The sequence below is a fragment of the Paenibacillus sp. 01T442 genome (assembly GCF_056398345.1).
In genome coordinates, this window is the sequence record NZ_JBFTPF010000060.1 from 21215 (window position 1) to 31112 (window position 9898).

Annotated in this window: 9 protein-coding genes; 2 read left to right on the forward strand and 7 right to left on the reverse strand. The window is 42.0% G+C overall.

Translation table 11 applies throughout. The features are described 5' to 3' along the window. Window positions 1–25 precede the first annotated feature (25 nt). Window positions 26–2365: a helix-turn-helix domain-containing protein gene (locus tag AC1DLM_RS27865; RefSeq protein WP_477571774.1), complete on the forward strand. Its 2340-nt coding sequence runs from the start codon at window positions 26–28 to the stop codon at window positions 2363–2365. A 4-nt stretch (window positions 2366–2369) separates the two neighbouring features. Here the strand turns inward: AC1DLM_RS27865 and AC1DLM_RS27870 are convergent, their stop codons facing one another. The 3 genes from AC1DLM_RS27870 to AC1DLM_RS27880 form a co-directional block, all read right to left on the reverse strand. Next, window positions 2370–2693 (reverse strand): MocE family 2Fe-2S type ferredoxin, encoded by a 324-nt coding sequence (locus tag AC1DLM_RS27870; protein WP_441989586.1) that lies wholly within the window; start codon window positions 2691–2693, stop codon window positions 2370–2372. 825 nt (window positions 2694–3518) lie between these two features. After that, the gene (locus AC1DLM_RS27875) at window positions 3519–4247 is read right to left on the reverse strand and encodes a DNA-binding response regulator (RefSeq protein WP_477571775.1); all 729 of its coding nucleotides are present in this window, start codon (window positions 4245–4247) and stop codon (window positions 3519–3521) included. Between the two features lie 164 nt (window positions 4248–4411). Next, entirely contained in the window at window positions 4412–5497 is a 1086-nt protein-coding gene (locus AC1DLM_RS27880; RefSeq protein ID WP_477571776.1) for a fatty acid desaturase, read from the reverse strand. 145 nt (window positions 5498–5642) lie between these two features. Here AC1DLM_RS27880 and AC1DLM_RS27885 point away from each other — a divergent pair, with 145 nt between their 5' ends. Continuing rightward, complete coding sequence (locus tag AC1DLM_RS27885; RefSeq protein ID WP_477571777.1) at window positions 5643–6539, forward strand: helix-turn-helix transcriptional regulator; 897 nt, start codon at window positions 5643–5645, stop codon at window positions 6537–6539. A 165-nt stretch (window positions 6540–6704) separates the two neighbouring features. Here AC1DLM_RS27885 and AC1DLM_RS27890 read toward each other — a convergent pair whose 3' ends face one another. The 4 genes from AC1DLM_RS27890 to AC1DLM_RS27905 form a co-directional block, all read right to left on the reverse strand. Beyond that, the gene (locus AC1DLM_RS27890; protein WP_441989582.1) at window positions 6705–6917 is read right to left on the reverse strand and encodes an alpha/beta-type small acid-soluble spore protein; all 213 of its coding nucleotides are present in this window, start codon (window positions 6915–6917) and stop codon (window positions 6705–6707) included. A gap of 103 nt (window positions 6918–7020) precedes the next feature. Next, window positions 7021–7725: a GDSL-type esterase/lipase family protein gene (locus AC1DLM_RS27895; RefSeq protein ID WP_477571778.1), complete on the reverse strand. Its 705-nt coding sequence runs from the start codon at window positions 7723–7725 to the stop codon at window positions 7021–7023. Window positions 7726–7728: 3 nt separating this feature from the next. Beyond that, window positions 7729–8847 (reverse strand): glycoside hydrolase family 88 protein, encoded by a 1119-nt coding sequence (locus AC1DLM_RS27900; protein ID WP_477571779.1) that lies wholly within the window; start codon window positions 8845–8847, stop codon window positions 7729–7731. 115 nt (window positions 8848–8962) lie between these two features. Next, the coding region (locus tag AC1DLM_RS27905; RefSeq protein WP_477571780.1) for a helix-turn-helix transcriptional regulator at window positions 8963–9898 on the reverse strand (936 nt) is incomplete at its 5' end.

A 9898-nucleotide genomic window follows, 5' to 3' on the forward strand; every position in this document is an offset into this window, starting at 1 on the left:
TACTTCCTTCGATAGAGGTGGCAGCATGTACAAAAAATTGTTAATTACTTTTGTTGCGAGTATCACTGCCTTGATTATAATTCTTTCCTCGCTGTTGTACTACAACTACACTTCTTCTTCGATTGAGACCGTAAAAGAGATGAAAGGAAATATCTTATCTAATATCAGCTACAGTTCTGTTTATATGGATAATATTTCAAAAAAGTTTTGCCAATCCTTAATGCTTAACAATTCCATTATGTCTTTCGCATACAGCAAGGAACAGGATATTCTAACTATCAGCGGTGCTATGAAAACATTGAATAATTTAACGATCCCCAACAGCTATATTTACTCTGCCTATATATACAATAAACAAATTGATACCTTCCTCACTACAAACACCTTCTATGATAGCCATGAATTTTTTGATAAAGAAATCGTTGAGATGTTAAAAAGTCCTCAAGTTGCCAAATCGCCAAGTTTATATCCAATTCCAAGAAAAATCCCAGTAACAAATGATTCAAATCTACGCGATAAGAATGTATACACCTATCTTTTGTTTGATACAAATAATAACAAAGGTGACTTCGACAGTGCAATCGTATTRAACGTGGATGCGGACTGGCTAAGACTGACTATTTCATCCTTAGATAACAAAATGGGAAAAGACGGAAATGAAATCTTCATCTTGGATGATAAGGGCGATATCGTAAGCCACTACTCACCAGAAATGTTCAAACAGAATATTTCAGATCAGAGTTATATTCGTGATGTTCTTCAAACAGCAGCACCATCAGGTACCTTCTTTCAACAGCTGCATCATAAAAAATACGTGATTTCCTATGTTTCTTCGGATGAGTTGAAATGGAAATTTATAAGCTTAACGCCTTATGATACCTATTTTTCGAGTGTCAAAAAGAATGGTTTCCTTACACTTGCCTTTTGTCTAATCGTTCTTGTAATGGGACTATTATTCGCCTTTCTGGCATCTAAGAAGCTTTACCATCCTATTGGAACGCTGACGAAAGGGATTAAACAAAAGCTGGGCCAAGATGGCAAACCTGAGAAAAACATCGATGAGGTTAGCTTTCTCTCAACTGCTTTCAATGGCATGCTCAATAAAACCATCCTGTTGGAAAATATGAAACGAAATTCAGCACCCCTTCTTAAAAGTGATTTTCTGAAAAATTTAGTCATGGGCCAGACCTATCTGCCTCTTGAAAAAATATTGACCAAAGAAAGCGAACTTCAAATCGATCTAAATCTTGAGAACAACCTGTTCTTGTTTATGTTAAAAATTGACTTTTATAAAGATTTCGTCGACCAGCATAATGAAAAAGATCGTTCTTTATATAAAATTGGGATTTCAAATATTGCCAAGGAAATTACCCACGAGTATTACAGAAATGAAGTTATCGAGACTGGATTCGATCATTTCACCATTTTGGCTGACATTGGAGAACTTACGGAGGAATCGGATTCGTACATAGACATCTTCCATGATATCGTGACTAGAATCCAATTCTGTGTCGAGAAATATTTGAACATTTCATTAACTGGAACGCTTGGCTATGTGATTGATTCACCAGATCAAATCAAATATGCATATGAAAAAACGCTTAACTTGTCCATGTATCGTATAATATTAGGCCATTATAGTATTATTACATCAGAGATATTAAATGACTTGGATGACAGTTCTTTCCAGTTTCCCGCCTCTAAAGAAAAACAGCTCATTGATTCCCTGAAGCTAGGGAACAGTGAAGCTGCAAAAGTAGCATATAATGACATTATTAAAGCCATGGAACATTCATCTTACGACACGATCTTAACATCTGTTATCTATTTGTTTTTCTCCATTTACAATTCTCTCAATCGGATCGTCGAAGGCTCACAATCTACATTTAATGCGATCTCGATCGATTTTTTCAACAAGGTAGCAGGCTTTGAAACCTTAGAAGAAATTGAACGTACATTTTTCAATTTATTTGATGATATTATTCTTTTAAAAGATGGTACCAAAGATAAGAAAAAGAATATGATCGTTGACACTGTAATCGATATGATCCACGCTAACTATCCTGATAAAAATCTTACATTAACAAGCTGCGCTGAAGCGTTGTCTATATCCTMCGTATATCTTGGCAAGCTGTTTAAGAATGCAACCGGTAAATCTGTTGCTGAATTCATTACTACAGTTCGCATGGAGAATATCAAGGATTTACTGGGACAAACACAAATGCCCATTAATGAAATTTTGGAAAAATGCGGCATAGAAAAATCAAACTACTTTTATACCAGCTTTAAAAAGTACTTCGGTGTATCACTTACTGAATATAGATTACAAAATGTTAAGGTACGTAGTGAGAAGGAGATTTTATAAGACCTTACGTTACATGAATGAAGACCTTGTCATCTTCAATCTTTACCGGATATGTTTTTAGGCTAACACATACCGGCTTACGCTTCGCTTCACCCGTCGTATAGTCAAACCGCCCATTATGCTTAGGACATTCAATCGTGCTTCCCATGACAAGCCCACCAGCTAAATGAAACTTCTCATGGGTGCAGAATCCATCAGTCGCATAATAGTCACTTTTGTCTGACCGATAAATAGCAAACGAACGATCGTGATAATCGAATCGAATAACATCTTCTTCTTCAATATCATCGACTTCGCAAGCTTCAATCCAACCCTCTATATTATGCATATGTACCTCCATATAATTAATAGTGCTGTATTAACCTCTTTCAGTGCCACCCCAAGATTTGGGCTTGCTGCTGGTTCTAAGTGGTAATTCATGTTCCAGTAAAGGAAATTAATGAAACTATTTAAATATATGGTTCGCGTTTCAGCTACACTTTGCGGACATTTAGACTCCTCATAAAATCCACTTCCGCGTGGTGCCGCTAGTTGAACTTACACTGCTTAAGCTGGAATATCCAGCTTCAGAGTGGCTCAACTACTCGAACTCACACTCTGACGCTGGAATATCCAGCTTCAGAGTGGCTTAGCTACTCGAACTCACACCCTGACGCTGGAATATCCAGCTTCAGAGTGGCCAACTACTCGAACTCACACCACTGAAGCTGGAATATCCAGCTTCAGAGTGGCTCAACTACTCCAACTCACACTCTGACGCTGGAATATCCAGCTTCAGAGTGGCTCAACTACTCCAACTCACACCACTGACGCTGGAATATCCAGCTTCAGAGTGGCCAACTACTCCAACTCACACCACTGACGCTGGAATATCCAGCTTCAGAGTGGCCAACTACTCCAACTCACACTCTGACGCTGGAATATCCAGCTTCAGTGTGGCCAACTGCTCGAACTCACACTCTGACGCTGGAATATCCATCTTCAGAGTGGCTCAACTACTCGAACTCACACTCTGACGCTGGAATATCCAGCTTCAGAGTGGCCAACTACTCGAACTCACACTCTGACGCTGGAATATCCATCTTCAGAGTGGCTCAACTACTCGAACTCACACCACTGAAGCTGGAATATCCAGCTTCAGAGAAGGGCCGGGTTAGTTCGACAGTCGTTGTGAGGTTCGATTCCTGCAACTTATTACTGAAGAATTTGCTTGATATCGCATAACCTTCTTGCCATCTTTGGATGCAGGAAGGATTAATCCTTTAATAACGAGTAATTTTAGATATTTAGCGGAAGTTTCTCTGTTGATTCGTAGCGCCCTAGCTACTGAAATTGGAGTGACCATACCTTCATTGCTTTCAACCCATTTCCAAACAGCATATTCTATGGGATGTAAATGGAGTAGATTAGATGTATCTTCCAACCCCCACTTCGCTACTGCCTGCATCAGTGTTTGTTGACATCTACGTGGATTGTTTTTAATATCATCCAACGAAAAACGGAAAATTTTCCAATCGTCCAAGACGAGGTCATTATGACGATGTAGATTGTCGTCGTATCGATTACGATCAATGTTGCGAAAATGGGTCCCRAAGGGGTCAATCTCAATGCATATGAGCACGGCGTTGACGATGAACGCAAAATCCAAGTATCGCCAGCCATCCTTAAAATCTCGGATCTCATATTCGGCGAACAGTCGTCGAAAGCTAAGGAAAGCTGGCCACCAGACTTCCTTGAGGAACAAGGTTTCAGCGTACCGTTTATCGCTAAGCAGCCTCCGTTTTCTTTCTCCTGAGCTTCCATTTATTTGCTCTTCCATAAATCTTGCGTAAGCACGACCGAATGACTCGTCAGATTTCAGCAGCTCCTTTATCGGCTCCATTTTCTTCTGCCTCCTGGAAATAAAATAGCCGCCTGTCAGGTTCTAGGAACCAGTAACAGGCGGCGCGTACTTCACGACCTGCTTTGATTATACCACAATAACCAACCCACTATATGGTAATAATCTGAAAATGGATTAGGGAAAGACTTACGAAACTGACCTTTTCACMCCGACTGAGATACCGACGAAAGATTTCGATCAGTTGCCCTCTGACGCTCAGCAAACTCACGGCACCTAGGAACGACATAAGAATGGTCTTTCCGCATCTTCCAGATTGCCGCCCAAGTCTCACGAACAGCGGCCGTGAAGCTCGGGGCAGCAGCTGGGCAGTCAAGTTTGATCTCCTCATGCAAAGCAGGCAAATTATAATAGGGAACCAAAGGAAACATATGATGTTCAATATGATAATTCATATTCGTGTACAGAAACCGAAGAATACGGTTTGTATAGAACGTCCTTGCACAAAGCCTGTGATCGAGCGTGTCTTCATATAGACCCACATGCTGCGTTGAGACCAGCAAGCCGTTCAACAAAGCGCCATAGAACGATGGCAGCCCAACGAACATGAGTGGTAGAATGCTCCCTAGATAAAAGCTCAAAGAGATAATAACGGCATAAATAATAATAAATACACGTGCTTCCAAGAATAATTTTCGTTGTTCGCTGATCGGGACTAATTCCTTCTCCTCGGCACTTAGGAGTCCGATTGCATGTTTGAACAGATAGGTCCAGGTACTGTAAATAAATGATTCTCGTAAAATATTTCGAAGCACACGCTGCAACTTCGGAGGACGCGGTTCCATAATTTCCGGATCGCTGCCCACGATGATCGTATCCGTGTGGTGGCGAGTATGCGTCCAGCGAAAGTTTGTCGCTTGAATCAAAATCAGAAACGAAGTGAACTGATACAAGGCTTCGTTCATCCACACCGTTCGAAACATCGTGCCATGGCTGGATTCATGCCATTTGGATACGGCAGGTACCGTATAGATGGTTCCGTATACGATGAAGGCGGGTATTGCCCACCACGTACCCCAAGACAGATAAGCTACATAACCAAGGACGATCGTAATAGCTATCCATAGCAAGGTGTCCCGAATTGCCGGACCGTTCTTGCGGGTCATGAGCTCCTTCATTCGTTTTCGTGGAACAGGACATTGATACCATTCCCCTGAAACAAGCCCTTTCTCGATCGCTTTTTGCCGTTCTGGCCCTAGAATACTATAGTCCCGTTGTCTGGTGTTTCCCATATGATCTCTCCTCGTCACTCTGTATTTTTCTTCGATTCTGAATATGCTAAGCGTACCAGATGGGTTGACACTTGACTTCCCAGAACATATTAAATAGGATCAGACACATAGGAGCAATTCGAACATAGGGAAGGCAGGGCTGATAATGACTAAGATCCACTCGTCTAGTTCGATGCGATGGGTTTTCCCTCTGCATGCTGATAATTCTGAGAAATTGGAAAGCGCAACCACCAATAGAATCCTTCCAGAATTGGAAGTCGTTGGATACCAAAAATATGCAGAAGCCTATCCCATTCCCATACACTGTCATCATCACGCATATGAATTCGTCTATTTGCACAGCGGGAGTGCTACATGGGAAATCAATGGTATCTCTTACCCTATGAATGCTGGACAATGGTTTTACACCCGTCCTGGAGAGCTTCATAAAGCTCGCTTCAATCACTTGGAACCTAGCCGGATCTGGTGGATGATCGTGCAGGATCCAGAGGCCACCTCGAACTGGTTCCGCTTAGAAGGCTCTGATCGCGAGTTGGCTGCTTCACGCTTACAGCAACTTCCACGAGTATTTCGCGCAGGTCATCGCGTGCACGAACAATTCGTTCGCTTAAAGGCAACATTAGAAACAGAGAGCCCTGATCAAGCATTTTTTGCCCGACATCRGGTTTTAGATATCATCATGGGACTTCTGCAGCCTACTTCCTCCAAGTCAATAGAGCCCGGAGTCAAGGATAGTGTGATCCGCTCTGTTCATCTAATAACGCAAGCGCCTAATCATCGATATTCCGTTGCGGAGCTGGCACATGCATCTCAGATGAGCGAATCTCATTTCTATAAAGTGTTTCACGACATATTCGGACAGTCTCCTGCTGCATATATGGAACGCGTAAGAATGGAACGTGCTTGCTCTCTTCTGCAAACAAACGTCTCCATTACGGAAATTGCTTTTGAACTAGGCTTTAAGACTAGTCAACACTTCACGACCGTATTTCGGAAACATATCGGCAGTTCTCCAAGCGAGTGGCGTAAAACGGGACTCTAAATTTACACCTGTAACATTTCAATGTCGAGCGCTCGAGATAGAAAAAGAACTTGAAGCGAAGGTGCCGCTCAAGTCCTATTTAACCCTAACAAAAAAAAGACTGCATTCACCCAAGGAGGAATAGGTGCTTGTAGTCTTTTGTGTTTACTTGCAAATACGATCAACTTAGCGTCTGAAGTTTCCTGCCGAACCAGAAAGTTGTTGTTCTGCGATTTGCACTAAACGCTTCGTAATGTTGCCACCAATGGAGCCAGCATCGCGTGATGCAAGATTGCCATTGTACGCTTGAAGCTGAATCCCTAACTCTTGTGCTACCTCATACTTCAGTTGATCCATTGCTGCTTTTGCTTGTGGAACTGCCAATGTGTTGTTAGCCATAATTGTTATTCACTCCTTTTCTTGGTGTGATATTATCATGTGGAGTTTAAAAAATATTATACATGCATGGGTAAATTTTTTTCTTATCATCAGAAAGGCGCTCTTATATTTGAATCCCCTTATGTTCCAATGTTTCACGCAAAGCATTAGCCATAATGTCATAGCCAAGAACATGAGGGTGAAGCCCATCGTCTGCAAGCTCCTCGCGCAATTGGATGCCATCTTCTGTGACCATCCGCGAATGGTAATCGACAAAAATAGCCCCTTGTTCGTTCGCTATTTTTTGAAGTTGCTCGTTTACACTGCGTATTGTCTTGTTTCGTATCTGATTGTTTCCCGATTGCGGCAAATTCGTTGGAAGAATGGAACAGATCACTGGCTTAATATCGTGATTTTTCGCTTTCTTAACCATTTCCTGTATATCATTTACCAAACCAGTCATAATTTGTTCCGCTGTCTTCCTTTGCTCCGTTGTAGCGCCATCCAGTGCCCAAAAATTATTCACGCCAATTTTGATCACCACATGCTTCGGCATCAATTGAATCACATCAGCATCAAATCGTCTTCGTACATGGCTGCTGATGTCTCCACCAATTCCTCGATTCACAATAAAACGACTGCCGCGGCCAAAATAAGCATTCAACTCCCACATGTGCGTAATCGAATCGCCGATAAATACAAAATCAACAGGTACTTCATGGGCAATTAATACCTCATTGCCACAATCAAATTCTCCTCTGCGGCTATCCGCTGCAGCAGCTGTGCCAAAGTACCCCGGTTTTACTGTTTCTACACGCTTAGTCGTCATTTCTTATTTTCTCCCCTTATTCTTAAGCTTCATCAACGCTTCGACATAATAATAATCACCATAAATAAGTGGCGTATCTACATAAATATGTGCTGCGAAATATCCGGTCGCATGTAGCAACAGCCCTTCTTCATCTGCTTCATGAGCCGTATAGTTCTCATACAACGAACGCAGAATAATCTCCGCCAATCGTTGATATTCCCTGCCATCCGCTTCCGGTAACAACGATGCTAGTTCCAACAGACCTGAGGCAGCTATAGCCGCTGCCGAGGAATCTCTCGGCATGTCTTCCGCTTCAGCAGGCAGTCGGAAATCCCAATAAGGTACAAAGTCCCCTGGCAAATGATCGAGAAAAAAACGTGCCACCTTTTTGGCTGCAAGTAGGTAAGTCTCCTTGCCCGTATAAGCAAAACTAAGAGCAAACCCATACAATGCCCATGCTGCTCCTCTTGACCAGGCCGAATCCGCGGCATATCCTTGTCCAGCAATCGCCGCCATTCGCTCCCCTGTTTCCGGATCAAAGCTCACGATATGGTGAACAGATCCATCTGCAAGTACAAACTCCCGAAGCACAGTATCCGCATGAATTTCCGCGATAAGACGATACCGAGGATCTGCGATTTCTCGCGAAGCCCAGTAGAGGAGTGGCAGATTCATCATACAGTCGATAATAGCCCAGCCACTATGATMCTCCCCGCCCCAATTCGGCCACGCACGGATAAACCCACCAGCTGGATTAAATCTTCCGGCTAACAGACTGGCAGCCATGAGCCCGTGGCGCTTGGCTTCCTCATCTTGCATGAGCATATATTGATTGACGCTGCTTAAACCAAACATAAATCCAACATCATGATGCAAGGAATCAAATTCCCATAGCGACTGACTGATTTCTCGCTCACATTGTACAGCCAAATCCTTTAATCGTTCATTTTGTGTTTCTTGATAAACCAACCAAAGCATTCCTGGCCAAAATCCCGAAACCCAATCGTGGGGAGAGCTCTTCGTGTAACGTCCATCTTTTGAGCCATTCGGAAATGAAGCTCCAATAGAATAGCTGTTTCTATCGATTTTTTTGACCACCTGCTGCCATGCTTCTTCTATCCAATTCGCCTTATTATTCATCCGCTACCTTCCTTCTGCCAACTTCTACATCATTCATTATGGCATCCGAAAAAAGAGAATAACATGATTGAAATTAAAGATCATGAACTTTCATTAATCATGTTTGACCAACTTCTTATTGTTTTCGATAGATCTCAGGTGTAACTCCGTAATATTGTTTGAATCGCCTAATAAAATGCTGCGGGCTCTGGTAACCGATTTTTTCTGTAATTTCATAGATCTTGCAAGATGTATTTTCCAACAAATTCTTAGCTTCTTCCATACGTACTCGAAGAATATATTCGCTCAAATTCATACCTGTTATCTCTTTATATATTTTCGATAAATAAACAGCATGCAAATAAACCGCATCACTGATAGTTTGCAGGGTGACATCCTTCCCCAAGTTTTGCTGGATGTAGTGGTGAATTTTGTTAACCAGTTGCTGGTGATTCTCATCATTCATTAAAGGCACATCTTCCATCAGTGCCTCCATGATAATACCGCTCCATGTTTTTAATTGTTTGGCAGAATGAATCACATGGCTTTCTGAATGCGATGAAGTGCCTATTATATCTTCTAGGACGATCCCTTTTTTGTGTGCCAGATAAGTGAAGCAGCTTAATAAATGTAAATAGGCCTCTCGGATATGCGCTTGCGAGTCCGACTGACTTTGTTCAAGTTCATGAAATATCGCTATGAATTTCTCATTAATTTTTTCCATATTGCCCATATCCATGAGTTGAATCAACATCGGTACTTGATATAGCGTGCTCAATGGTACCAATTTTCGATTTTGAATGATATCCTGCTCCAAGACAAAAACTCCTTGTCGCTCTGCCGATTTCATGACGGTTGACCGTACAGACAAGAAGACGGAATGAATATCTTTTGGAAATTGTGCTTGATTCGAAATGAAAATAGAAATGTTTCCTTTTAAATATTGATCAACTTGTTCTACCAACCGTTTGGCCAAGGAATTTAACAAGTCTTGGTGAGACGGATGCCATGTATCTGTCTCAGAATTTTCTGTGGTTTTGGGCAGGAGTAATAGGGGGAGATTGGCTTGGGT